The organism is Clostridia bacterium (genome assembly GCA_014360065.1).
Classification (GTDB): Bacteria; Bacillota; DSM-521; order Neomoorellales; family JACIYF01; genus JACIYF01.
The window spans coordinates 1-24,580 of record JACIYF010000019.1; the positions used below are offsets into that span (position 1 = coordinate 1).

Consider the following 24,580-nt stretch of genomic DNA (forward strand, 5'->3'; position numbering starts at 1 on the left):
AAGCTGCACCGTAAGAAGCCTTGGTCACGTAAGACATGAGCGACTGCCAGGGTGTGCCTATTCGGTAGGTGCCAAGGCCCGGATGTTTGGTCGGGGTCCTATCGCCGTAATGCTTTCTGGGGAATGGGGAAAGCTGGCCTGCCCCGGAGGTTGATGGGTTGCAGGTGATCCTCCTATGTGACTTCCTACAAAGCCCGGCCGAAGCTGAGCCTCCGGCGAACAGCTCTGCCCGTGCCCCGGAGGGTTCCTCCGGCTCCCCGAGGAATTGAAGGGGCTTCGGGCCCTCTGTTGTTTGCCCGGGAGCAAATCCTAGGCTTCCTCATAGGCTCTGAGAAACTCTTTTCTTGATATGCCGGCCTGGGTGCAGATAGTGCGAAGGGTGGATCCTTTGATCCGTTCGTGGTTGGGCATGGTGAGCGGAGTGACCGTTCCGTCGGGATTGGCACGCTCCAGGGCCAGATGGTTTCCTTCCCGCACCAGCCTGAAGCCCAGCGACTTGAGCGCCCGCAGGACTCTGGCCCTGGGAACACCTGCAGGTCATTTGTCCAAGGCTACAGCGCCACCCCCGTCTCTGATACGAATACCTCCAGGACATCGGACCCGGCAGCTACGACTTCCTCGCCGAAGGTCTCAACATGAAAGCGGATGGCCGACTTAACATCTGCCAGCGCTTCCGCATAGGTGTTGCCTTCGCCGACCACTACTCCCTTAAGACCGATGGGGTAGGCTACGTATCCATCGGGGTGCTTTTCCACAACCACCTTGAACGTTCGCACCGCCACACCTCCATGCTTCGTGCTGGCTCTCTGCGCGGGTCGCTGCACCGGCTGCCGCCTGTTTCTCTCGTGCTTGCTTATCACCATTATACCATGAGGCACCTGGGTGAACCTACTACAGGCAAGAAGGAATCCAAGAAATGTCGCATAATGAGCGTTATGCGACATTATTGCCCCAAAAACTGCGCATAAGTGTTCCAAAAAGCCCTGCTAAGGCCCGAAAAAAATGTCGCATAAGATTCCAGTATGCATTCTCCAACCTTCGGGGCAAGATCTTCTGAAAACCCTTGATGTGTAGTACTGAATATGATACTATCGGTTCAAGGGTGTGGTCATCTTGGGCAGACTCGAAAAGCTGTACGAGAAGGTCAAGCGCAATCCCCGACAGGTTCGCTTCGACGAGCTGAGGAAACTGCTTTTGCGAGCGGGGTTTAGAGAACGGCAGCCCCGGGGTGGGTCGAGCCACTACACCTACGTGAAGGATGGAAAACTCATAACTGTGCCCAGAGATAACCCGGTCAAGCCCGAGTATGTCAAAGAGGCCATCGAGGCCCTGGAAGGAGAGGTTGGCGGTGGCAGCCGAGAAAAGCCTTGAGTATTACCTTTCACTTCCCTACACGGTCGAGATGTATCCCTCGGAGCACGGGGGCTACGTGGCAAAGGTAGCCGAGCTGCCCGGGTGTATCACCCAGGGAGAAACCATAGCCCAGGCGGCGGAGATGATCGAGGACGCCAAGAGGGCGTGGCTGACAACGGCTCTGGAAGAGGGCATCCCCATCCCCGAGCCGGTGCCGGAGGACTACTCGGGGAAGCTGGTGGTCAGGATGCCGAGGTCGCTCCACAAGAGGCTCGCGGAGATGGCCGCCAGAGAAAGCGTAAGCCTGAACCAGTATATAGTCTATACCCTGGCCAGGGGCATCGGGGAGCGGTCCCGGGAGGGCGGACAGGGTTACTGATAGAAGGCAGTCTGCATGTTATGTTGACCTTGAAGCGGTGGACCGTGGCGGTGGACCGGCTGCTGGAGGAGATTGGAAAGCTGAGCGCTAGAGAGCGAGCCGAACTTTTTCGGAAACTGGGGGTAAAACCCCGGGAACGCAAGCCCGGCGGGGGCAAGAAAAGGAAGGCCGGGGGTTTCGATCCCATCGGCTTCGGCATGTGGGAGCACCGGCCCGAATTTGACGGCGCAGCCGCCTGGGTAGACAAACTTCGCAGGCAGGAATGGGACCGCTGACCATACAGACACAGGCATACTCATCGACTACTTCCGCGGTCTTGCCCAGGCAGGCGAATATCTCCGGTCTCTTTCTCTTTCCGGAAACGATTGCAGCTGCACTGACATCACCTCCTTTTCGCGCCAGAGGCCCCGGCCTCAGCCGTGGGGAGGAAGTCAATTCGATCTTATTCCCGGGCTGAGCGTCGCCCGGCCGCCGTACAGGTCCTCCTCCAGCGCATAAGAGCTTCGCATAAGATTCCTCTCCCGGAAGGATTTACCTCCCGTCTGCCGAATAATCCCATGAGGTGAAACGTGCTCCATGGATCGCGAGTGCATGACCGGATTCGCGGAGTTCCTCCGGGGCCGGGACGCGAGCTCGGCCACCGTCGATTCCTACCTCCGGGACCTTGAGAAATTTGCCCGGTGGTATCTGGGGACCTACGGCTCGGATCCCGAGCCCGCATCCGTCGGGCCGCTCGACATAGCCGAGTTCAAGCGCTCCCTCATGAACCGGGGCCAGAGGTCGGCCACGATAAACCGGGCCCTGGCTTCCCTCTCGGCATTTTTCAGGTGGGCAAAAGACGAGGGCCTGGCTTCCGGGGACCCCACCGAAGGAGTGAAGAAGCTGAAGGAAGTAAGGCTTTCCCCGAGGTCCCTGGGGAGGAAGGAGCAGATGGCCCTGATGCGGGCGACCCAGGCGGCCGGCCGGGTGCGGGACGTGGCCGTCATGACCCTGCTTCTCCACACCGGCCTCCGGGTGTCGGAGGTGTGCGGGCTTAACCTCGAAGACGTGCATCTCGGTGAGAGGTCGGGTGAGGTGACCGTCAGGTTCGGGAAGGGCGCTAAAAGAAGAACTGTTCCTCTCAATTCCTCGGCCAGGAGGGCGCTGAGAGCCTGGCTCTCCGAGCGCGGGGAGGCCCCGGGGCCTCTCTTTTTGAGCCAGAAAGGCGGAAGGCTCTCCCGCCGGGCGGTGGAGTACCTGCTGTCGGCCTGCGCCGCCCGGGCAAGGCTCGAAAACGTTACCCCGCACGTGCTGCGGCACACCTTCTGCAAGAACCTGGTTGACTCCGGCGAAAGCCTTGATAGGGTCGCGGTCCTAGCCGGTCACGCCAGCCTGAACACAACTGCCAGATATACGAGGCCCACTGTGAAAGACCTAAGAAAAGCCGTGGACCGGCTGGCGTGGGAGTAAGGGGGTTTGAGGATGACAAAGAAAGCGCCGAAAGAGCCTGTAGTTCCCATCGTGGACCGCTTCGAGGGTGACTGGGCAGTCATCGAGTACGGGCGGCGGAGGTTTAACTTTCCGAGGGAACTTCTGCCGCCGGGTGCAAAAGAGGGAGACGTATTGCGCTTTTCGGTCTCGGTCGACCCGGAGGCTACTGACAGGCGGCAAAGAGAAATACAGAAACTTATGGATCTGGTTTTCGAGGACGACAGCTAGTGTCGTTCTGGGGCAGTATAATTGACCCGGAGACCAACTAATTTTGCCAGTTGGAGGCACAATAGCGGTGCAAGTTCTTGCTGTTCTCTTTTTTCTAACGACAATAGTCCTGCTTACCCTTGCCGGATATTCGCTGGTTAAGAAGACGGGCCGGGCAAAGAGATTTGGCCTGGAGGCACTTGCCGCCTTTATTCTGTTCGTGGTTTTTGCCGTTGCTTCGGGGCCATCCCAGCCGACTCAACCGGGGAGCGCCACATCAGGCGAGAGCGAGCCCGTGGCCCAGGCCCCGCCAGCGGCTCCGGCCCAGCCTCCAGTGCAACCGGCCCAACCGCCCGCCGAGACGCCGGGGCCTGCCCCGGAAGGTAAGCTTCAGGTCTATTTCCTGGATGTTGGGCAGGCCGACTCGATCCTGGTGAAGTTCCCGGGCGGCCAGACCATGCTTGTAGACGCCGGCAATAACGACGACGGCCCCGGCATCGTGTCCTATCTCAAACAGCAAGGCGTAAAGAAGATCGATTATCTTGTGGCCACGCACCCGCACTCCGACCATCTCGGTGGCATGGACACGGTCATCAATGCCTTCCCCATCGGTAAGGTATACATGCCGAAAGTCGCCCACACCACCAAAACCTACGAGGATGTCCTCCGGGCCATCCAGGCAAACGGCCTGAAGGTGACCGCCGCCAGAGCCGGAGTGTCCGTACTCCAGGACGGGGCCCTCTCGGTGTCGCTGGTGGCCCCGTGCGGCTCCGGCTATGAAGACCTTAACGACTGGTCGGCGGTGGTAAAGATCAAGTTCGGTTCCACGGCCTTCCTTCTCGCCGGGGATGCCAGGGGACCTTCCGAATCCGAGATGCTTACCTCCGGGGCCGACCTCAAGGCCGACGTGCTGAAGGTTGGCCACCACGGCAGCAGGCACTCCACCACCAGCGCGTTCTTAAAGGCAGTCTCGCCGAAGTATGCCGTCATCTCGGTGGGGGCCGGAAACCCCTACGGCCATCCGGCCCCGGAGACGCTGGCGAAGCTGGAAGGGGCGGGAATTCAGGTTTTCAGGACTGACCGTGATGGCACTATACTTGCCGAAAGCGACGGGAAAACCGTAACCGTAAAGAAGCTCGGGACCAGCATCCAGCCAAGAGCCCCCAACAGCGGGGCAGTAGCGGCTCCGGTTCCGGGAGTAAAAAGCGGCGAGTACATAGGCAACAGGAACTCCAAGATATTCCACCGGCCCACGTGCACAAGTCTTCCGGAGCCCCAGAACCGGGTTATATTTACGAGCAGGGAGGAAGCAATAAAGGCTGGGTACAGGCTGTGCAAGAGGTGCAGGCCGTAGCTGGTAGCTGCCAGGATTAGATGTCTCGAGGCGGGTTGATAGTTCCGCTTTGCGGGGCAGGCAGAAGAGGGGCTTGCCTGGTCTAGAAAAGCCTCTGCTGGCGCAGGTGTATATGGATACGGGGTTCGCCGAAGTGGCGGCCAGTTTTATACTCACCAGGCAATAGCAGAAGCCTAAAGTCGGCTGTAACAAGCAGGTCAAGAAAGACTTGGCTGGTCAGAATGGCGAAACTCAGACGGCATTGAGCACCCTGGACAGGCTCTTGAGCTATCCCCAGGCGTAGACCTAAAGAAACTTTAAGGTAGCCAGAACATGCGGTGGCCGAGGGCTGGAGAGATCCTAAGACTTGATCGGGAATAAGCGGTTTTTTCATCTTGCGGGTAAAGCAGTGGGCAGGAGGCCTCTGGTGGCAAAAAAGAGAGGTTTGCCCGGCTTTACCTTAGAAAGCAGGAAGCATTCTTTAAGGTCTACCGCTTGGGCCTTTGAGTTTTTCGGTGGTATGCCCAAGAGGGCAAGCCATGGTAATTTGGCGACAGCGGTTCAAGAAGGTGCTTGGTGGCAGTACTTCGGAGAAGCGATGGTAAGGTTAGTCCCGATACATCACGGCACGGCTTGAAGGAATTGGTAGGGACAGGCATGAAAGTACTACGAGGACAGGGGGAAGGCCAGTATTATACCTTTCAAAGCGAGTGGACCGAAATGTTTAAAGCAGAATTGTTTTACGAGTGGAATGGAGAATTACTTCCCCTGCCCGAATGGTGCGGCTTTTTTTTCAGGCTAGGTAGTATTGCGGCAGCGGCGAGGGATCCGGGAAAACGTTTGGTGGTAGCACTTTCTGTACCAACAAGGGCTTATGCCGCCTGTTTTGTGGCAGCAGGTACGGTGATTGCCAGAGCACCGTTGCCGGTAAGAGACCTGCCCGAACCGGACGAACATTTTGATAGATTGTGCCGTTTGAAGATTGGAACCCCACTGGTGTATAGAAAAGGCAACAGGAAGTTTAAAGGAATTTTTGCCGGAGTTACTGCCCTAAATAACGGCGAAACAAGGATTAAAGTCCAAATTGCAAACAAGGAAGGAGGCAATTTAACCGAGTTATTAAACAAAGAGATGTCTCTAGCAGTATCGATTGCAACTATTGATGATATAAAACTGCCAAAAAAGCAAGCTGGCCGGAAAATAGTTAGGAGGAAAAGTTTTCTTGACAGCATACTTGGCAAGGTCGACTCTTGCGGATTTACTGTTACTTCCCGTATGGAGTGCGCTATACTCGGGCCTGTTGGTGTTCTCAGGCGCGAAGTGACAGAAACCAGGCTGTCAATTCGTGGCCCCGGAGGTTTTGCAAGAGGAACTCTTCAAGACATTTTGCGGGTACGACGGTTCTTGTCTGAAGGCAAGGCATTCAGAACTGAAATTTATCCTGCCAGCAGGAACATGCCACCCAGACTAGAAAAGGGCTCTGATCCTTGCGTAGTAATCTTTGACGGTGCCGCTGGTTTCTTAAAGTGGCGCGATAACTGGCGTATTTCTAACTGGATTGTACTGCTTGACCGTACCGGGCCTAATTTCAGGGAAGCCGTAGAAATAGTGAACCAGGAGTTTATCAAGAACCGCATCGGCAACTGCCCGGAGCTGGATATCCCGCCTGTCCCACGTGGTATAGAAATCATTGTTTATGAGGAGGGACGTCGATGAGATACCTTACCCTCCTGGAAGCAAGCAGGATATACACGTGCAGCAGTAGGTTCAAGATGGCTCGGCACGTAGTTAAACACCCTGAACTACATGGCTTTTGCATTACTTTGCGCAACTTTGAGCGCATGCTGGGGGAAGAGGCTAAGGACATTTTCTGGAGAGCCCTACTCCAGCGACTACGGCGGTATAGGTTTGAGGTATGTGCAGCGCCGCTCCCGTTCAACCACCCTGCGGTCTATACCGCCAAACTCATGGATCTCTTAAATAGAGCTGTTTCAGAATGCAGGATGATATACCCTAGTTTTTTACACCCATTGCAAGACCTCGCTACTCGTATTAAAAGGCTTGCAGAAAGCGGCGCAAACCCCCTCCTAGAGTTCCTGGACGGTTTTTGCGCGAAGAGTCATAGCGAAGAGACTGCTTTACTGCTGAGAGAGCCCCGTTTAATTCCCTTTACAGAAAAAACACTCAGTGAGAACACCGTACTCCGCAACCTTAGCTTGGTTAACGCACACCAGTTGAGAGGGGAAGCTCGCTACGACCGGATTATAACAATAGGCCCGGTACGCTGGTTCCCTGAGTATGTTCTTGGCGCACCACGTGCCACGGAGATCCACATTGTTTGTTACAGGTGGATTATGGACAAGTGGGAGCCCCAGTCAGTCTTTGTCAGTCACTATAGTAGCGATTATGGAGAGAAGGTGTCCCAGCGCAATTATAAAGGTGGCATTGGTAAGACCGCTATTGAGCCGGAAACCCTGTCAGTTGACAGTTATCTTGATAGTGATGAACTGCTACCTAAGATCAACTGGGAGGAAATCTCTGCCAGGTTGTCTCGGGTTCCTGTAGGTGATACCGCCGGGACCAGCCAGGAAACAGTTGATGCGAAGCTATTCCTGCTAGAAGGGGGTGCCGCAGTTTTCCTTGATGAAAACGCACGGGTACTTGTAATCGACCTTGAAGAAGACGAGGACGATAACGAAACACAGGAGACACGAGTGAAAAGGATCCAGGCATCAGGTATCCAGCCTGGAATGTACATACTGCTAAGGACATCTGGCGGCGGCGAGTATATTATTCCTGTTGCGGACCGGATCCTTGATAAGCTGGCATATAGGGCCAGGCAGAGCCAGCGGCACTGGAAGGAACTCTTGCGGTCGGCTGTCTACTCGAGGGGGCTACAGGAAGTTGTTAATGCGCTTCGAGCCCTTGGCTGCACCCGGGCCAACGAGGTAAACATCCGGAACTGGATGAGCATGCGGAATATAAGGCCTCAGGCTTATCGGGACTTCGTAGCAATAATGAAATTCCTGAAACTAGAAGAGAAGATACAGGAATACTGGAAACTTGCTAGGGCCGTAGATGACGCTCATAAAAGGGCGGGCTTTTATATCCGCAAACTGCTCTTAAAGCAGGTATTAACCGCGAACCTTGACGACCTGGAGAAAACGGGAAAGATGGACTTCGAGCTGCCAGAGGCTGACGGGGGGAGCCTGACTGCGTTCAGGGTTACCGATATTTCACCTGGACAGTATACCGTACCCGTTACGAGGATCGGGCATCCGTTTGAAAGGGACGAAGACGGCAATGGCGAGAATGATTCCACCTTATCCCTCACCGGAATGCAGTAGTCCAGGAGAGCGGGAAATTTTCCGCAGGTTAAGGGACGATCCTGGAACAAAGGACTGGATAGTCCTTCATTCGCTGGATATAGCCAATCATAAAAGGCAGGTAGCCGGAGAAATTGATTTTGTAATTATAGTTCCTTTTAAGGGAGTGCTTTGCCTCGAGGTAAAGGCATGCACCGCACTCCGCCGCGAGGGCGGCCTGTGGTACTATGGAACCGACCAAAAGCCGGACCCCCGTGGTCCGTTTAAGCAGGCGTCGGAAGCTATGCACAGCCTGCGTGAGCGCCTGTCTGCGCGGAGGGCTGACCTATCCCGTGTTGTGTTCTGGTCTGCAGTCATATTTCCCTATATCAAATTCACAGCGATATCAGGTGAGTGGCATGCTTGGCAGGTGATCGACTGTAGGGCTTTCAGGTCCAGGCCCCTAAGCAGCCTGATTGAGAGTGTCCTGGATAATGCCCGGGACTTCCTGTGTGGCTGCCCAGGCGCACGGTGGTTTAATCCAGCTTTAAAAGAGCCTGATCCTGGCCAGTGCCAGTCTATAGCTGAAGCTTTAAGGTCTAACTTCGAATTTTTCGGAGACGCAAAGTTCCAGGCGAAGCGGAGGGACGACGAACTCAGGCATTATACGGAGGAGCAATACCTTGCTCTGGATGCAATGGAGGCCAATCCCCGCGTTGCATTTGTCGGGCCCGCCGGTACGGGCAAGACGTTGCTGGCTATTGAGGCATCTAGGCGTGGCCTGGTTGCAGGGCGGAGGGTCCTTTTAATCTGCTTTAACAGGCTACTGGGAAGGTGGCTTGAAGCACAAACCTCGAATATGTTTCCTGGCGTTGTTGCCAGAACAATTCACCGCCACATGCTAGAGGTTTCCGGGATCATGCCAGGGAATTACCCGGCTGAGTTCTGGGAGAATGAGCTGCCGCTTCTCGCCACCGACAAACTACTGGAAGGTGCAGATGAAGAACGCCTCTTCGACGAGCTAGTAATTGATGAAGCCCAGGATATTCTAAGGGAAAACTACCTGGATTTTCTCGACCTTAACTTGAAGGGGGGCCTTTCTGCGGGGAGGTGGCGCCTCTTTGGCGACTTTGAGAAGCAAGCTATATATGGGGCTGCGAATCTTTCCCTCAACTCTTTTCTTGAAACGCGAGGTTTGAACGTGCCAGTATTCTCCCTGAGAGTAAATTGCCGCAATACCCCGCGCATCGCCTCCCTTGCCCACCTTCTGGGCGGCTTGGATCCGGCCTACAAAAAAGTCTTGCGGCCTGATGACGGGATAGATCCAGAGCTTTATTATTATGAAGGTGATAAGGAACAAGAGCAGTTACTGGCAAAAGTACTCCGAAAACTGCATCAGGAAGGTTTTGCCGGAAAGGATGTTGTTGTCCTGTCACCACTGGCGGAAGGTTCTTGTGCTGCCAGGATGACCGCTAGCCCCTGGAAGGACAGGCTACGCCCTTTCGAGACAGCGGGCAAGGGGCACATACGGTATTGCTCCATACATGCCTTTAAGGGTCTAGAAGCTCCGTGTACTGTTATAACAGACATTGAGCGGATAGCTGAACCATATGCAAGATCCCTTTTTTATACAGGGGTTACTAGGGCCTTGCACAGGCTGGCCATTTTATGCCACCAGTCAGTCAAGAAAGAAGTTATAAGTGTTTTGCTCAAACAGCCAGTGTGTTAATAACGAGGGGGCGTGTGAACTTTGCCAGATCATGTACAGAACAGGGAATTGATGGTTAAGGCCTTACGGGAGGAACTTGTCGGGCCCTCACCGCAGGGGCAGGAAATTGACTGCAATGAAGAAATAGTTTTTGATGATGTGGAGAATTTTTACAAGCCCTGGCGGCAGAAAGGAACTGGCGAAGAAATCTTGCAGCGGGACCCGCCCTGCAGGCGCTACGGTGTAGGCGTACTGTACCCGTCAGGGAGATTTTCTGAAGATGATGATCGGTACATCGGTACAAGCTCTATTGGTTCTGATTTGGAACTGGGGTACTCTGGCGGCGAGGGAGGTACTGCTGAGGGTCCGCTTACGGACGAAGGGGTTAGGTGTCTTGAGGAGATTGCCAGCAGGGTTGATACGGGCGGCGAGAGCCCTGACCCTGATGATTTTGATCTTTCATCAGCGAACAAATACAGGCCGGGCAGCATGAGTGTGAGTTTTTTTGCCGAGTTTCCTCCGGGATCTTCTCTTGTAGTGGAAGTACCTACCTTTGATGCCAGGAGAGGCTGCCCTGTAAATGGACGCTATCGCAGGAAAATAGTAAAGGTTGCGGGCCAGGAGCGCACCTGGTGGCTGCGCAGCCCAGTTTATATCAGAGCGGAATTTGCTGCTCGTGACATATGCTCCGCCAGTGGGTCAAGAGTGCCTTCATACAGTTATAAGGCCCTGAACCTTGACGGCATGGACATTCACGTAGAGGTCTTCTCAAGGCAGTATGGTCCTGGCAGCGGGCGGCTTGTCACTGTATGCCTGGTCAACCGCAAGGAGGCAGCAGTGTTAAAAGACGAAGACTGCCTTTTCCAGGCTTTTTTCAGAGCAACTGTGGTTTCGCCTGATGGTAGGGCATGTATAATGCCTTATCCAGGGCCGCTCATGGAAAAGATGGATAGCGAGGAGCAGTCGCTGGCACTTCTGTACCGCCACTCGGAAACTTTCGCGGTCGGCCATGGCTGCGCGGCTGACTGGGATGCGGCAGACGGGGCGGGGAAGGTTATGTGGGTAAGCGCAGAATGCCTTCCTGTCTTCGAAACCCCTAGCATCACCCCTGATATTACCAGCGATGATGGTACCCCCGTGGAAATACCAATGGCGACCCTTGCAGGTCTTGTCGAAGGTGATGACGGCTTTAGTGCCCTTTCAGAGCTTGCGGGTCTTTATGAAAAATGGATTCAGGAAAGGGAGGACGAGATCCCGCTGCTTGAAGCCCGTTACCAACCGACAGCAAGGCGTCATATGAAGGAGTGCAGGCGGTGCCTAGACAGGATGCGGGACGGTCTGGATTATCTTCAGAAGGATCCTTTAGCGAAGCGGGCTTTCCAGCTCGCAAACTATGCCATCCTTCTCCAGCAGGCCAGAAGCCACCGCGAACCGCGCTGGGCGCGGTATGATCAGAAAGAGAAGCGAATCAAATTCTCAGAGCCTTATACGCCCCCCGGTGATTTAAGCCTAGGGACAGGCAAAGGGAAGTGGCGTGCGTTCCAGGCCGCGTTCTTGCTGATGGCAGCCCGTTCTGCTGTTGAAAGTGATGCGCAGGACCGCAGGACTGTAGACCTAATCTGGTTCCCTACCGGCGGTGGCAAAACAGAGGCTTACTTGGGACTGGCTGCGTTTGCGATTTTCATGCGCCGCCTCAGAAACAGACAGGATAATGGGGTCCATGTACTGATGCGCTACACGCTCCGCCTCCTTACAGCGCAACAGTTCCTGCGCGCTGCGGGATTGGTTTGCGCAATGGAGTACCTCCGGAGGAAATATCCCGGTGAACTTGGAGAAGCAGAATTCTCAATAGGTTTGTGGCTTGGCTCTGATACTACCCCGAACGATAGAACTGATGCCATTGATACGCTGAAAGGACTGATAAGGGGGGACAGAACTGCCAGAAACAAGTTTGTACTGAGCCGGTGCCCATGGTGCGGCGCCCAGATCGGTCCAGTAAAAAACATAAAGTACAGCGGCAAAAATGGCAAGAGACCCCAAAGGGCAATTGGCGTTTTGGGATATCGGATTTCGGGCGGTACTGTGGTGCTTGCATGCTCCGATGATAGGTGCGAATTTTCTGGCGGGCTGCCTGTTTATGTTATCGATGAAGATATCTATGAGAGGAAACCTTCCCTCGTAATTGGTACGGTGGACAAGTTCGCGATGCTAGCGTGGCGCCCCGAGGCAAGAGCAATTTTTGGTATAGGCGTAGAGGGGGACAGGGAAAGTTCGCCGCCCGGGCTGATCATTCAGGATGAGCTGCACTTGGTTTCAGGACCGCTTGGCTCAATGGCAGGCCTTTATGAAACAGCGATTGAAGAGCTTTGTACTGACCGCCGGGGAGCTAAATCGGTAGTTCCGAAAATAGTTTGCTCAACTGCAACTATCAGGCGTTATTCTGAACAGGTGAAAGCACTGTACGGGCGCAAGGATACAGCACTTTTCCCGCCACCCGGTCTGGACGCCGGGGATTCGTTCTTTGGTCGGTACGCCAGGAAGCCTGACGGGTCATTATGCCCGGGAAGGATGTATGTCGGAGTTCACGCACCGGGACTGGGATCTATGCAAACTGTCCAGGTGCGCACTTTTGCAGCCCTTCTCCAAACCCCCGTCCAGCTATCCGCTATTGAGCGTGACCCGTGGTGGACCTTGGTGGTTTTCTTTAACAGCCTGAGGGAGCTGGGGACAACTTTATCCCTATTCCAGTCCGACATCCCGGACTATTTAACAGTGCTTAGAAACCGGATGGGTTTAAGGCCAGATGAGGTTCGCCGTTTATTCCATATCAAAGAATTAACGGGCCGGCTGCGGGAGGATGAGATACCCGAGGCAATATCGGCCCTTGAAATAGGCTGTACAAGTTCGGCAGGCCACCCGGTTGATGCCTGCCTTGCCTCCAACATTATAGAGGTCGGTATTGATATTGACAGGCTTTCACTGATGGCAGTAGTGGGCCAGCCCAAAACCACCTCCCAGTACATCCAGGTGACCGGGCGGGTAGGGCGGAAATGGTGGGAGCGCCCAGGGCTGGTAGTTACACTCTACAGTGCGTCAAAGCCTCGTGACCGATCACATTTTGAAAAATTCCGCAGTTACCATGAGCGCCTGTATGCCCAGGTTGAGCCCACCAGCGTTACACCCTTTTCCCCGCCGGTGCTAGACCGGGCGTTACATGCCGTGATGGTCGCCTATGTCCGGCAGGCCGGAAATAGCAGCGCCGCAGCGAGTCCCTATCCGTATCCGGGCGAGCTAATCGAACAATTGCGGCAGATCTTGTTGCCCCGTGTACAAGTTGTAGACCCTGAGGAAGTAGCTAACTTCGGACGGGTTTTTGAGAAACGCGCAAGAGAATGGCGGCAATGGGAACGAACCCGCTGGCACGGCGTTACCCGGGACAGCGATATACCCCAGCTGAGAGTGGCCGGTGATTATGTAACCCGGGAGCGGGCGCGTATTTCCTGGCCCACACAAATGTCCATGCGTAACGTAGATGCACAATGTCAGGCAGAGATAACCAGGCTATATTTGGCAGGAGAAGGTGAAAACAATGCCTAAGGGGCCAATCCGCCGTACGCAACTGATAGCCCCTTTCGGGGTTGGTGCAATGGTGGTTGCAAGAGACGGAACATCTTTGATTTGCGGGGGGCTGGACCACTGGTACGAGCATGAGGATAGCGACGGCGATTCACGCAAGCTAGACCTGGATGAGTTCAGGGTGGAGGAATGGCGTTTGCAGAGGCAGCTTAGGGTGGACCATTTCCGCCTGCCGCCCGACTTTAGAACTAAAAGACGTGGCGAGCGCATCCCGAACTGCTACCTTACCGTACCTTTCTTGCGCTTTCCCCAGTGGCATTTCTGCCCATCCTGTAATTATTTGTTTAAGTTGCCCCTATCGGCGAGAGGAAGACAAAAATGCAGCAAGTGCGAGGAAAAGGGGAAGATAAGGTACCTGGTACAAGTCCCGTTTGTGGCAATGTGCGAATACGGGCACATTCAGGATTTCCCGTGGCGGGAATGGGTACACGAATCGGAAAACCCAGAATGCGGCAAAGACATGCGCCTCGTTGCTACCGGCGGGGCTACTTTGGCCGGGCAACTCGTCAAATGTGAATGCGGTGCGAAGCGTTCCCTTGCCCAAATCACAGCTGCTGATCCGGATGGGACTAGTTTTCTTAGTAAGAATTTAAATAAGGACAAGTCAAAAGTTTTCTACTGCCAGGGGAAAAAACCGTGGCTTGGTACAGAGGAAGGCGAGCCTTGCCCCGGGCATTTGCGGGGCTCGCTGCGCAGTGCATCCAATGTCTATTTTGCGCAGGTACGGAGTTCCATCTACCTGCCCCGGGGCACTGAGGCTGCGCCTCCGGAACTAGTTTCCCTGCTGGAAGAACCGCCACTCTCAACGCTTATCAGACTGTTAACTGGGGCCGGTTCAAGTATTGGGCCGGACATTCTGCGCTCACAGCACCGCGAGCTTATGCAACCTTTCACGGATTTGCAAATTGAATCTGCCTTGAGTGTAGTCTTAACAGGGCCAGGTGAAAGCATGGAAACAGGTGCTTGCTTGGATGACGATGACCGGGAAACCGCTTTTCGCCGGGCAGAGTTTAATGTCTTGAGGACAGCCCGGGATGAGGAGATGCTCCGGATCAGGGCGGCAAACCTTGCAAGTTATGATAAGGATGTCATCCACTATTTTTCCCGGATCATGCTTGTGGATAAGCTAAGGGAGACACGGGTTCTTGCAGGCTTTACGCGCGTTTACGCTCAAAACAGCCAGACGCCGGAGGAACTGCGCGCCCTGATGTGGCGTTCTGTGCCGGCAGGAAAAGACGCCTGGCTTCCGGCCTGTATTGTCTACGGTGAGGGCATTTTTTTTGAACTGGAGGAAACGCGGCTGCAGGAATGGGAACGTCGCGACGATGTAATCAGGCGTGTTAGGCCCTTGGCCGAGCGCTACCGGCGGATTCAGGAGGAAAGGCGGTTGCAGGAAAGGCCTCTTGTTCCACGCTTTATTCTTTTGCATACCTTAGCTCATTTGCTGATGAACAGGCTAACATTTGAATGCGGGTATAGTTCGGCTTCCCTCAGGGAACGGCTTTATGTCTCATGTAATCCTGAAGCGCCAATGGCCGGTGTTCTTATCTATACAGCAGCAGGAGATGCGGAGGGAACTATGGGTGGCCTGGTCCGTATGGGCAAGGCAGGTTATTTTGAACCATTAGTTCGCAGGGCGCTGGAAGGTGCTCGCTGGTGCTCCGCAGACCCGGTTTGCATGGAAATGGGCACCAGTGGCGGGCAAGGACCGGATTCTTGCAATCTAGCGGCATGCCATAACTGCGCACTTGTTCCGGAAACTGCCTGTGAGGAATTCAACCGTTTCCTGGACAGAGCTCTGGTGGTTGGTAGCGTAGATAACCCGGGCCTGGGCTTCTTTTCCTAATGCATAGATACAGAGATTGCCCCAGTTGTATCCTATTTTTTCGAAACATCGCTCTTTGACCTTTACTGGGCGGTGGAGCATTACAGCCTAAAAGCACTGGAGCATGGAGTTTGTTAGGTCATGGACGCTGCTGAAAAGCGTTGTTGCGTGGTAAATTGGCCAGATCCCTATCAGGCCTCTAACGCTTTGAGCTGAAATTGGATCGCTGAAAACAGCAGGATTTCCGTGCTAGTGTCGTAGAATTATCCAGCACAAATTACGTCATGCGAGTAAGGGGGAAAGCGGTGGCTCAGGGCGTGGTAGCAAGTAGTCTCCGTTTGATACGAGAGTTAGCAGCAATCCCTGCAGGAGAGGTTCCTCTACTTTCTTTCTTTACTGGGGCTGGCTTTCTTGATATCGGCTTTATGCAAGCAGGGTTTAAGGTCATATGGTGTAACGAGCGGGACCATTCTTTTGTGCAGGGCTATGAATACGGGATGGCCTCTTTGACGGGGAACAATCCCTGTAGAGTTAACACCGGGTCGATTGCTGCTTTGGATGCTAAGCAGATTGCCGCTGAGGCGTTTGGCAATACTCCTCGCCCTGCACTTTTTGGCATTATCGGAGGGCCCCCGTGCGTGGACTTTTCGGTAGGTGGGAAAAATAGGGGAGAAAAAGGCGAACACGGTAGGCTTTCCGAGATTTACGTGGACAAGATCCTCGACTTGCAACCCTCGTTTTTTCTGTTTGAAAATGTACCGGGGCTGGTCCGTACGGCTAAACACAGGAAGTTTCTTAACAAGCTCATGAAGCGACTTTCAGCGCACTATATAATTGACCACCGGGTTCTTAATGCCCTGGATTACGGTGTACCTCAGGACAGAGAACGCCTGTTTGTAGTGGGTTTTCACATAAAGTGGCTGAATGAGCACCTGGGACTGAGTTTTCCTTACGCGAGGGAAGGTTGGTTCCCTTGGCCTGAGCCAATATACCCCAATGCGAAGTTCCGGTACCCGTGGCCCGGGCAGTCGCCGTTCGGCAGTGAACCAAAGAAGCCCGATGGCATTCCTGACGATTTGGTAGTTGGGCCGTTAATTTGTAACACTGAAGAGATTGCGCGCCTCCCAAACGGCCTTGAGGGCTTCAAGCCCTATAGCAAGAAGTTCTACTTAATTCCGGAGGGTGATGTTTCAAGAATTAGCTTCAAGCGCCTGCACCGGTGGCGCTATAGCCCCACCGCTGCTTACGGGAATAATGAAGTGCACCTCCACCCGGCTCTGCCTCGCAGGTTAACAGTACGGGAGGCTATGCGGATCCAAACGGTTCCTGATACCTACGCTCTACCGGCTGGGTTATCCCTTTCGGACAAGTTCAAAATGGTCGGCAACGGGGTACCTGTTCAGCTAGCACAGGCTGTTGCGCTTTCCTTCATGAAGGTTATTAGGGGTGAGCAAAACGAATCCGTTTGACCTGTCTCTCGTCCATAAGTTCAAATTGCAGTCGTTTCACGACGGCTATACTTACCTAAAATGTGGCGTTTCCTTTAGGTTTGGGAACGCGTGTTGCCCAACGGATTACTTTCCAGAAAAGCTACCCACTTATTTCACGATGGTTAAGGTTAGTGTAAATCGGCTATCGGTGCCCGGAGGGTCAGGTGCCGGCAAAAAATGAAATCTTGTTTGCAGAAAGCTAACATGGGGCGTGAAGGTGTGACAGTATCAGATTTCCAGCAATTGGTACTACGTTGGTTCCAGTCAAATGGTCGTGCATTTCCGTGGCGGCATGACGTGGAGCCTGTAATAGGACTGCTTACGGAATTATTACTCCGGAAGACGACGGCCGAGCAAGTCAGCAAAGCTTATTTGAACTTAGTTACTAACTTAAAAACATTTTCGACCTTGAGACAGTGCCCGGGAGAACTACGCGTAGCGTTAAGGCCGCTCGGGTTATACAAACAGCGCTTAATTGCGGTCGAACAAATTGTAAACTTCTTGAATACTAGGCACAGTGGCAGGCTGCCATCGGGGGTAGATCAACTTTTGGAAATTCCTCACGTGGGGCCCTACATAGCTAATGCGACAAGGTGCTTTTATCTAAATCAGCCAGCACCGATTGTAGACGTTAACGTGGCCAGGTTGCTGGGGCGCTTTTTTGGAGTTTCAGGTAATACCTCAAACCCTATAAGAACGAGGATCTACTGGTTGCTTGCAGCTGCGTTGGTACCAAGACAGCGTGCGAAAGAGTATAACTGGGGTTTGCTAGATTTGGGAGCGCTTGTCTGTACACCACGACAACCGAAGTGCCCTAGCTGCCCTCTCAACATAGGCTGTTCCTACAACAAACATTTCTGTAACTGGCGCGGTTTAGGTAATTCCGAACTGCTTGAGGTGCAGGCATTGTACTGGAAAGCAAGTGAAGTTCCGACCCGACTTACGGAATTAGCCGGCTTGAGGCGTGTCCCTAGGGTTGAGAGTACTCGCAAATTACTTGCAAACTATGCTATAAATCTTGCAGTAACTGACACAGTTTATGAGTTGGATTTGAGGCGGTTTTCACTACAACATTACTGTGATACGAGCCTGAGGGATAAAGTGAACTGGGTCTGTGGGTACTGATTGCCCCCGAGATGGTAAGCAAGCAGTATAAGCTTTTTGAGCAACAGCGAGCGTTGACCCGAAACAAATGTGGTTTGCTGGCAATCAGAGCGTTGAGCCGGAAAGGTTTACGACTTTTGAGAGAGGGGGAGGCACCGAATTTTGATCCCTTTGGGTACAGATCAGCTCATGGATCATCCTCCAGCCAACGCCTACGGCAGAGAAGTGCTAGTTTACGTAGTACGCCAGGGCCCGGGCCAAAATGGTCTCCGTCTCACCTGGTGCTCGCCTCCACCCTGCTCAGTGCCATTGTGCCGGGGGCCGCACAACGTTGATACCACAGTCTGGTACACGGTACCTATGATACCGGCCAACGGAGCCAGGGTAGCGGGGAAGGGAAGCATAAGTCTTGCGGGCGCTGCAAGGGAGTACTCTGGCCGCGTCCGTTCAGAGCGTTGGCCCGTCTGGCTTTACTGGGGTGAATGGGGAAAAGGCGCGGGGATTTCGTCCTGCGCCCTATGTTTCAGGTAATTGCGTCTTCCCGGTAGAGAGTTCCTCCCACTTCGGATACCACACTGGTTAAGGCAGACTTATAAGTCAAATTCAACTCTGCATCAAAATCATACTTGACATCAGCATTTGGCTGAATATAATCAAGAATGGAAGCACTTTCCGGTGAACAGGTAACCGGGCGGAGTTTTGAGGCTGGGGAGGATAGTGGAGTGGTTGAGGTACAAAAGGCGGGCATTGAAAGTCCGGTTCTGAGGCTGAGGAAACAGGCAGGCATCACCCAGCGGGAGCTTGCTGCTGCTGCTGACGTGCACCCATCGATTGTGGCTGGCCTCGAGGCCGGCGTAGTGGCTATTGAAGAAGATGCGGAAATTCGAGGTAAAGTAGATGAACTGTTTACCAAGCTGTCCGAATGGTCGGATCTGGACAAGAATGAGCTGTTGCGGCAGCAGATTGAGTTCAATCGGGCAGTGGCCAGGGAATTAGCGGAAAGGTTCGCTGAGAAAATGAAAGAATTCGTGGCCGAGGCGCTGCGCCGGGGAGCGTACGAAGATTATTTTGGCCCCCAACCGCTGACCGACGAAATAGTGGAAGTGCTCAGAGATTGCTTAGACGATCCTGCGGAAAGCCCGGTCAGGATACTGCGGGAGTATGCCCAAATATCGCAAAGGCAGCTTGCCATAGCAGCAGGTGTATCGCAAACCGCTGTGGCCCGGATAGAGGCGGGTGAATTGGGCCTTGGCGACCCGGATTCTGACTTCGATGGCTGGTATGATTTTTTGGGTAACAGCGTCATGGTTGGGGAGAAGCTTCTCCGCTTTCTCGTGGATGCACTTGCTTCAGAGTGCAATGATAAGAAGGTGAAGGAGAAGCTGGCCCTGTACATCCATAGTGCGCAGGAGGTATTCCGGGAAGGATTCTCCGAACGGGCAAAGGCCAAAGTCATAGAAGCCATGTCGAAGCTGAAAACTTTGGGCAAAGACGGCAAGAAGATCGGTGCCGGAAAGCCTGAATAGGCTGCGGCTGCGGGCTCCGCGGCCCAGATGGAGTATACGGGGAGGGTAATCCGTGGCACCGGTTGGTTTATGCGCATTTCCTCAGGCAGCGCGGCTTTTTGAGGCCTTTTACAGTGGGTCGGGCGTGCTCGGGAAGAAAAGGGAAGACATGCCTGAATACTTTCACCTCAGCCGGGTTCCGTTAAAAGATCGGGTTAATGTGCTGACGATCGCAGCGGCTCTGGATTATCAGACCGATGCCGACCGCCTGTGGCAGGCGGCGGTGGAAACGTACCTGGATCCCGAAACTAGGTGGCTGTTTGACATGACCCAAGTGGCCCGGCATGACGTTGAGGATGTCTATGGAGCGATGTCCGCTCACGGGTTCACCGGGCGCTATCCGAATAACAACGCCTGGTACGTCTGGCGCCTCTGCCGCACTTTCGCCCACCGTTACGGCGGAAGCCCCGTCGGTCTCCTGGAGGAGTACGGTTACGACGCCCGGCTGATCCACGGTCGCGGAAAAAGGCTCGGGGATCTGCCCGGGCTCTCACCGGCGGAAAGATCCTGCCTTTCTGGCTGCGGATTCTTAAGGATGTGGCCGGAATCGATCTCAGGAACATACAGGACGTTCCGCTGCCTGTAGACGTGCACACGGCCAGAGCTACCCTTCGGATAGTCTATCACAGCAACCAGCGCCCCAGTGTGCCTGCGCAGAGAGAGGAAATGGTTCAGAAGTGGTTTGTGATATGCCGCGCTCTGGACAGGCCGGAGATATACCCTCTTGCCCTGGACGAGCCGCTCTGGCTCCTGAGCCGGAACGGTTGCTCGGCAACAGACGGAGAAAGCCGCTGTGCGCGGGCAGCGGAATGCGTCGTGGCGGAGTTTTGCGTCTTCCAAGAAGTATAGCCTTCGTCTCCAACGCGGTGACCGCCTGAGGCCGCAAATTTACACCATCTAGGGGGGTATCGTGTATGGTCGTTCCAGTCGTATGTTTTGTTCCATGCTGCAGTGAGAAAAGGGATTGCGGGCGCTTTGTTGACCCGCCGTACCAGTGGCCGCCTCCGGAGCTGCAACATCTATGGGCGAAGCTGGAGACCGCCCGCCGCGGGATGGAAGACTGCATAGACAGCGGGTCGGGTTCGGTTCCCGCCCTCCACCTTTACGCCGGGCATTTCTACTCGGTACCGGGACTTAAAGAGACGGCAGAGCGCCTAATCCGTTCCGGTATGCTCCGCCTCTTTATTATCTCCGCCGGCTACGGGATACTGGACGCCTTTGAGCTGGCAAGGAAGTATGACGCCAAGATGGAAGGGCAGGTTGCCACCTACTGGCTTAACCAGGGGCTGGCAGACATGATCGCCGAGGTTTGCCTGAGGCTAGAGCCCGGCCGGGTGTACGGCTTTTTTGCCGGCACGCCTTCTTGGTCGGGAGCAGGAGCCAAGTACCGCTACTTCTTCACCGCCGGGCTGCGCAAGGCCCTGGAGCGCGGCCTGGAGCCGGAGCAGGCAGGATGCTTTTACCGCGCAGAGGGCCGGGGCGTCACAGCCATACTGCGCGGACTGGGGGGAGTGTTTTCGCGACTTTGCTTCCGCCGAGTTTGAGAAAGACTACCCTGGGATGGCTGTCGCGGGTGAGCTGAGCTACAGGGGGATACAGCTGGGATATGAAGAAATAGAAGCGGCAGGCGCTCGTGAACCCGAGGAAGCCAAGCCAAAACTGGACGCTGACTTACCATCTTCTGCAGTCAGGTATGTCGAGCAAAAGCCAGAGAAGAGTTTCCCTGTACCACGGCCCGGGCAGTCACCGGTTGCGGAGGATTTCCAGGCTGCCCTTGACCAGATCTTTGGGCGCTCCGAAGGGGATTTTGTTGAGGTTAGGTCGGGTGATCTTCACCGCCTGGTGGGCGGCTACCCTGGCCCCGGCCACCGGATGCCGGTATGCTGCCAGGTAATGCGCCGGAATATTAAACCGGGAGACGTCATTGTCAGTGAACCTCCAAAAGGTGCCGGCGCCAGCCTTGTCATAAGATATAGGTTGCCCCGCTAGGCAAAGCGGATCTTAGCATCCTTGTCCCTTCCAACACAGTGCGTAAAGCCAGCTGTCAAGGCCAGGAAGGACGCTTTCGATGAGGCTGATTTGTAAAGCCGGCCTTAGCTAGGTGTTCGAGCCTGGGACAAAGCAGCCGTTCTGGAGCATTATTCCGAAGGACTTTCCTAGTTTCTGTCGAAATTTCCACATAATAGCGAGGCATCTGTGCCTCTGGTTCCCGGTGACAGCACTGCGGTCGCCTCATGCCGGCTTAAGAAACAAGTCTTTGTTCTAAACTCATTACTCAGCTAAAGACTGATTCGTGACGGATGTCACGACCAAAGGCCGTTTCGGCCTCCCGGTGACGTGTCATGGTATGCCGGACCTTTATTTTAACGATCTCTTCTGGGGTGGTTAGGATGCTGTCAGAAGCTGTTACCGCCGCTTTTGAGAAATGCCTTGAGCGGATCAGTGAAGAATACAAAAACTTACAACAACAGGTACCACTGCACCCCGGTGTAGTCTTAAATACCTGGATCGATAACCTGGCCCCAGTGGTAGCGGCCCGAACTGAAGCCTCTCCCGAGTTTGAGCAACTCGTAAAAGCCTTGAACGGCGATAAGTGCAGGGTAACGCCATCCAGCCTTGCAGTAGCCGATTTCTTGAAGCTCAGTGGAGCCTACTTCGACCTTCATGCTGCGTGTCGCCAGCCTGACATCCATAAGAAACTAACAGGTCTGCTGGACGAGAACCTTTCCCGTCCGCGTACGATCCATACTCGTTACCTTATCTGCCTCCCTTGGGTGAGTGCAAACATAAAACTCCCGGTGGAAGCCGGGTGGTTCCGCCTGCGCACGTTTGAGGCACCTGAATTGGAGGAGCGGATCAACAACCGGGTCCGGCGGGTTTTCTTCCCGCATACAGCCGTCGATCCGGCAACAATTGACCGCCTCAGTCAGGCCGTCTGGTTAGAGGTAGAAGAAGGTAAAGCGTCACCACCTGGGCTAGGGATATTGGATTATATCAATTATCTTATTTCCAACAAAAGCGGAGTTTTGCATTTTACCCCTACTGTGGCAAGAGCCCTGGGCCGGCTGGTACTCCTGAACTGGCGCACCGAAAGAGAAGTGGCAGGCTGGTGGCCGGGTTTTCCTCTCGGGCCCGTGATTGAGGTTTCGGACAACCTGTTTGAGTCGCCTACCCCTCCCACCCCGGGGGTTCTGCCCGATCTTTTTGACGAGGAAGGGTATGTGGTTGAGGAAGGTCCGGAGTGGTTTACGTGTGAAGATGTCACCGCTCTTGCAGACTACGATCATAAACTCTCAGCCCTGGAGAAATATGAGGAGACAAACGGGTTTCTTCCTAAACGAGTACTGCCATATCTCGTCAAGGCTGCCACCCTTGATGCCGAGAGAGCGGGAGAGGTAGATCAGGTGGTCAACCACGTCTTGGCGCTGGACGCCCTGTTGGGAGACTCGGAACCAGGGAGCGCTCGACGGCTTCGCACCCGCTTGGGGACACTGCTGGGATTGGATGAAGGCCAGCTCGAGGCGGTCAAAACAATTTACACTACCAGGTCCCAGTTGGTACACGGGGACCCACCCCAAGAGATTGATCCGAAGCTGTCCTGGGGAGCACGGGAGCTGGCCAGAAGGGCCGCGGTAGAGGCCCTGGAGATACTCTACCATTACCTTCTGAGCGGCGAAAAAGTCAACAAGCGGCAGTTTCTGGCACTTCTGGACGTACTCGGTATTTGCCGCAAGGAGCCTAGAACGTTGGCTCTGCTGAGGAAGTGGCCTAAATCCCACCAACCTGACATTCGATCTTAAGAGGTGGAGGCGAGGTGGGCACTCTTCCCAGCGAGTCTCCTAGCCTTGCTGATAGGGTATGTGACGGCGATGGCCTTTTTACTGAGGGAATAATAAGGGAGGGATCGAGTTGGGTATTTCGATCAAGGTAGCAGATGAAGTGTGGATTGGCTGCGCTCTGCTCCACTACGAGAACCACCATATCGAACTCCTTCGGCACGTTCGAACACGTTCCCAGGTTCAACTCGACACCGAAAAATTCACTCATTGCCTTGCGCGCCCGCGCTTCAAATTCCTGGGCTCCGCTAACTGTTGATAATGGTGGGCCACCAGCCTCATCTCTGACCTGGGGAAAATGGGCGACAGCACCTTCTGTTTCTTCCCCCGTGGCCCAACGGCGCGACAAGGCCATTCCGTTTCTCGAGGACCAGTGTCCGCCCACTCTCGGTACCACTCAAGCAGAAAATGGTACTGAGAGGGAATATCCGAAGCATCGGGATGGAACTTGCCTGATGCCCTGAAGGGGTGAAAGTCATCTCCTGGCCTTGGCTGTTGGAGAAGAGAGACAGCAAGATCAGGTTCCTTGTTTTTGGCAATGACAAACGTGTACCTGAGGATTGGTTGGCAAGGTACGGTCACCTGGTGACGGATGTCCAGTTTTTCTTTCTAGACCCGCAGAATGGGGTAGTAAAGCTGAAGTAGTCTCTATCAAGGCGTGGGAGTTAGCAATTAGGCTTGCCTGGATAGCCGGGCAAACTGGATGGTATTTTGAGCAGCCGCTCCTGATGAAAAAACATAACCGAGGCACTTTTCAGCTAATAAAGGAGCGAGAAAGTGAACAGTCGACAAAAGAATTCGGAGGCAAAAGATGGACAAGATTAACCTTTACGAATTCCTTGATGGAGTCCGCGGGCGGCCATACAAAGCTTTGGTTGAGCACCATATCAAGAAACAAAAAACCAAGGAACTGCTGCATGGTTGTCTAGGAACAATTGGCCTCCTGCCGCCGAAACTCCAACCTTTTATGGAAGAATTTATTGACCATATGAACACTTACGCCTATAACAAGGCTTTCTGGGACTTAAGCTGCGATGCAGCTTTTCAGCTAATTGAGGAAGAAGCGCGGAACAAGTTACCTATTGACGACCTAATAGCTGTTGACCAACATAATAGGCTCTCCGAGTCATCCCAAGAACTGTTGTTCAATATCTTTCAAATTGTTACCTTGAGTTATGCCTATTCAGCGTCTGACCAGCCTCAGATGCGCAGGTTTATTGGAATCAAGAAAGGGTTCTTTGGTTAGCCGGGGCCTACCAAGCATAAGGAAGAGATAAAAGGTAGAGTAGCAAAACGTCATGCGTTGGGCCGTGGTTTCTCTGGCCATCGTTTGCATCAGTGACGAGCTAAATTGCGGCCTGTCACAAGG

21 protein-coding genes are annotated in these 24,580 nt (G+C 54.2%); 19 read left to right on the plus strand and 2 right to left on the minus strand.

Translation table 11 applies throughout. The annotated features are described in order from the left end of the window. Positions 1-309 precede the first annotated feature (309 nt). On the minus strand, positions 310-510 hold the full coding sequence (locus H5U02_04885; protein ID MBC7341769.1) for a type II toxin-antitoxin system HicA family toxin: 201 nt from the start codon (positions 508-510) through the stop codon (positions 310-312). A gap of 41 nt (positions 511-551) precedes the next feature. After that, positions 552-776, minus strand: a complete 225-nt coding sequence (locus H5U02_04890) for a type II toxin-antitoxin system HicB family antitoxin (protein ID MBC7341770.1) — start codon at positions 774-776, stop codon at positions 552-554. 337 nt (positions 777-1,113) lie between these two features. Here H5U02_04890 and H5U02_04895 point away from each other — a divergent pair, with 337 nt between their 5' ends. From H5U02_04895 to H5U02_04985, 19 genes are all read left to right on the plus strand, one after another. Next, complete coding sequence (locus H5U02_04895) at positions 1,114-1,371, plus strand: type II toxin-antitoxin system HicA family toxin (GenBank protein MBC7341771.1); 258 nt, start codon at positions 1,114-1,116, stop codon at positions 1,369-1,371. Beyond that, the gene (locus tag H5U02_04900; protein ID MBC7341772.1) at positions 1,307-1,732 is read left to right on the plus strand and encodes a type II toxin-antitoxin system HicB family antitoxin; all 426 of its coding nucleotides are present in this window, start codon (positions 1,307-1,309) and stop codon (positions 1,730-1,732) included. The genes H5U02_04895 and H5U02_04900 overlap by 65 nt, the downstream gene beginning before the upstream one ends. Before the next feature lie 20 nt (positions 1,733-1,752). Next, on the plus strand, positions 1,753-2,007 hold the full coding sequence (locus H5U02_04905) for a hypothetical protein (GenBank protein ID MBC7341773.1): 255 nt from the start codon (positions 1,753-1,755) through the stop codon (positions 2,005-2,007). A 316-nt stretch (positions 2,008-2,323) separates the two neighbouring features. Continuing rightward, entirely contained in the window at positions 2,324-3,181 is an 858-nt protein-coding gene (locus H5U02_04910; protein ID MBC7341774.1) for a tyrosine-type recombinase/integrase, read from the plus strand. Between the two features lie 12 nt (positions 3,182-3,193). Next, entirely contained in the window at positions 3,194-3,430 is a 237-nt protein-coding gene (locus H5U02_04915; GenBank protein ID MBC7341775.1) for a DUF3006 domain-containing protein, read from the plus strand. 169 nt (positions 3,431-3,599) lie between these two features. Continuing rightward, entirely contained in the window at positions 3,600-4,763 is a 1,164-nt protein-coding gene (locus H5U02_04920; GenBank protein MBC7341776.1) for an MBL fold metallo-hydrolase, read from the plus strand. A gap of 636 nt (positions 4,764-5,399) precedes the next feature. Further along, positions 5,400-6,458, plus strand: a complete 1,059-nt coding sequence (locus tag H5U02_04925; GenBank protein MBC7341777.1) for a hypothetical protein — start codon at positions 5,400-5,402, stop codon at positions 6,456-6,458. Beyond that, complete coding sequence (locus H5U02_04930; protein ID MBC7341778.1) at positions 6,455-8,089, plus strand: hypothetical protein; 1,635 nt, start codon at positions 6,455-6,457, stop codon at positions 8,087-8,089. Before H5U02_04925 ends, H5U02_04930 begins: the two co-directional genes overlap by 4 nt. Beyond that, positions 8,025-9,776 (plus strand): NERD domain-containing protein, encoded by a 1,752-nt coding sequence (locus H5U02_04935; GenBank protein ID MBC7341779.1) that lies wholly within the window; start codon positions 8,025-8,027, stop codon positions 9,774-9,776. Before H5U02_04930 ends, H5U02_04935 begins: the two co-directional genes overlap by 65 nt. Positions 9,777-9,797: 21 nt before the next feature. Continuing rightward, positions 9,798-13,352, plus strand: coding sequence for a helicase (locus H5U02_04940; protein MBC7341780.1), 3,555 nt, complete (start codon positions 9,798-9,800; stop codon positions 13,350-13,352). A 49-nt stretch (positions 13,353-13,401) separates the two neighbouring features. Next, entirely contained in the window at positions 13,402-15,237 is a 1,836-nt protein-coding gene (locus tag H5U02_04945; GenBank protein MBC7341781.1) for a DUF1998 domain-containing protein, read from the plus strand. Positions 15,238-15,500: 263 nt separating this feature from the next. After that, on the plus strand, positions 15,501-16,685 hold the full coding sequence (locus tag H5U02_04950) for a DNA cytosine methyltransferase (GenBank protein MBC7341782.1): 1,185 nt from the start codon (positions 15,501-15,503) through the stop codon (positions 16,683-16,685). Positions 16,686-17,003: 318 nt separating this feature from the next. Next, the gene (locus H5U02_04955; protein ID MBC7341783.1) at positions 17,004-17,831 is read left to right on the plus strand and encodes a hypothetical protein; all 828 of its coding nucleotides are present in this window, start codon (positions 17,004-17,006) and stop codon (positions 17,829-17,831) included. A gap of 701 nt (positions 17,832-18,532) precedes the next feature. After that, on the plus strand, positions 18,533-19,336 hold the full coding sequence (locus H5U02_04960) for a helix-turn-helix domain-containing protein (protein MBC7341784.1): 804 nt from the start codon (positions 18,533-18,535) through the stop codon (positions 19,334-19,336). 52 nt (positions 19,337-19,388) lie between these two features. Next, entirely contained in the window at positions 19,389-19,961 is a 573-nt protein-coding gene (locus tag H5U02_04965) for a hypothetical protein (protein ID MBC7341785.1), read from the plus strand. Positions 19,962-20,289: 328 nt separating this feature from the next. Further along, positions 20,290-20,919 carry a hypothetical protein gene (locus H5U02_04970; protein ID MBC7341786.1) on the plus strand — a complete coding sequence of 210 codons (630 nt, stop codon included), beginning with the start codon at positions 20,290-20,292 and terminating at the stop codon, positions 20,917-20,919. A 238-nt stretch (positions 20,920-21,157) separates the two neighbouring features. Next, complete coding sequence (locus H5U02_04975) at positions 21,158-21,364, plus strand: hypothetical protein (GenBank protein MBC7341787.1); 207 nt, start codon at positions 21,158-21,160, stop codon at positions 21,362-21,364. A 401-nt stretch (positions 21,365-21,765) separates the two neighbouring features. Then, positions 21,766-23,175 (plus strand): hypothetical protein, encoded by a 1,410-nt coding sequence (locus H5U02_04980; GenBank protein MBC7341788.1) that lies wholly within the window; start codon positions 21,766-21,768, stop codon positions 23,173-23,175. Positions 23,176-24,022: 847 nt separating this feature from the next. Next, complete coding sequence (locus tag H5U02_04985; protein MBC7341789.1) at positions 24,023-24,457, plus strand: hypothetical protein; 435 nt, start codon at positions 24,023-24,025, stop codon at positions 24,455-24,457. The last annotated feature ends 123 nt before the right edge of the window (positions 24,458-24,580 follow it).

Excerpts from the sequence above, each read along its gene's own strand:
- H5U02_04900 (MBC7341772.1), top strand. The coding sequence starts at position 1,307 with ATGTCAAAGAGGCCATCGAGGCCCTGGAAGGAGAGGTTGGCGGTGGCA.
- H5U02_04905 (MBC7341773.1), top strand. The coding sequence starts at position 1,753 with ATGTTGACCTTGAAGCGGTGGACCGTGGCGGTGGACCGGCTGCTGGAG.
- H5U02_04910 (MBC7341774.1), top strand. The coding sequence starts at position 2,324 with ATGACCGGATTCGCGGAGTTCCTCCGGGGCCGGGACGCGAGCTCGGCC.
- H5U02_04915 (MBC7341775.1), top strand. The coding sequence starts at position 3,194 with ATGACAAAGAAAGCGCCGAAAGAGCCTGTAGTTCCCATCGTGGACCGC.
- H5U02_04925 (MBC7341777.1), top strand. The coding sequence starts at position 5,400 with ATGAAAGTACTACGAGGACAGGGGGAAGGCCAGTATTATACCTTTCAA.
- H5U02_04930 (MBC7341778.1), top strand. The coding sequence starts at position 6,455 with ATGAGATACCTTACCCTCCTGGAAGCAAGCAGGATATACACGTGCAGC.
- H5U02_04945 (MBC7341781.1), top strand. The coding sequence starts at position 13,402 with ATGGTGGTTGCAAGAGACGGAACATCTTTGATTTGCGGGGGGCTGGAC.
- H5U02_04950 (MBC7341782.1), top strand. The coding sequence starts at position 15,501 with ATGCGAGTAAGGGGGAAAGCGGTGGCTCAGGGCGTGGTAGCAAGTAGT.
- H5U02_04970 (MBC7341786.1), top strand. The coding sequence starts at position 20,290 with ATGGTCGTTCCAGTCGTATGTTTTGTTCCATGCTGCAGTGAGAAAAGG.
- H5U02_04980 (MBC7341788.1), top strand. The coding sequence starts at position 21,766 with ATGCTGTCAGAAGCTGTTACCGCCGCTTTTGAGAAATGCCTTGAGCGG.
- H5U02_04985 (MBC7341789.1), top strand. The coding sequence starts at position 24,023 with ATGGACAAGATTAACCTTTACGAATTCCTTGATGGAGTCCGCGGGCGG.